At 68.1% G+C, this 540-nt stretch carries 1 protein-coding gene; it reads right to left on the bottom strand.

The genetic code is table 11. The annotated features are described in order from the left end of the window. On the bottom strand, positions 1–540 hold a 540-nt coding region (locus CXQ97_RS21245; RefSeq protein ID WP_146069763.1), incomplete at both ends, for a HAMP domain-containing protein.

Here is a 540-nt window from a genome sequence, read left to right as displayed (position 1 = left end):
GGCGTGCGCATTTCGTGGGCCAGGTCCTCGCTGAAGCGCGCCAGCCGCGCGAAACCCTGTTCCAACCGGTTGAGCATCTGGTTCAGCGCCCCACGCAGCGGTTCCAGTTCGCTCGGCATCGCCGATTCGTCCAGGCGCAAGTGCAGATGCTGCACATCGATCGCCAGCGCCTGGCGCGTGAGATGCCGTACGGGACGTAGCGCGCGCCGGCTGATCAGCCAACCGAGCACTGACGCCAGCAGCGCACCGAGGCTCAGCGCCCACCACAGCTTCACACGGTAGGCGGCGAGCATCTGTTCGCGCTCGACGAGCATGCGCCCGGCCACCAGGGTCAGGCCCGCCTCGCCCGGCAGGCGCCGCCAGGCCAGACGCGCTCCGTCAGTATCGGTCAGCTCCGCAGCATCGCCGGCCGGCAATGTCGGAATGGGCAGCCGCGCCGGATTAATCTCGATCAGCGCGCGTCCCTGAGCGTCGAGCAGCCAGAGCAGGCTGTCGCGATTGCCCAGCATGTTTTCGTAGAGCTGCGGGCGTTGCCGTAGC

The sequence above is a fragment of the Arthrobacter sp. B0490 genome (assembly GCF_002929355.1).
Taxonomy (GTDB): domain Bacteria; phylum Actinomycetota; class Actinomycetes; order Actinomycetales; family Micrococcaceae; genus Arthrobacter_D.
The sequence above is the reverse complement of the archived record's forward strand: the minus strand, read 5'-3'. Positions and strand labels throughout refer to the sequence as shown.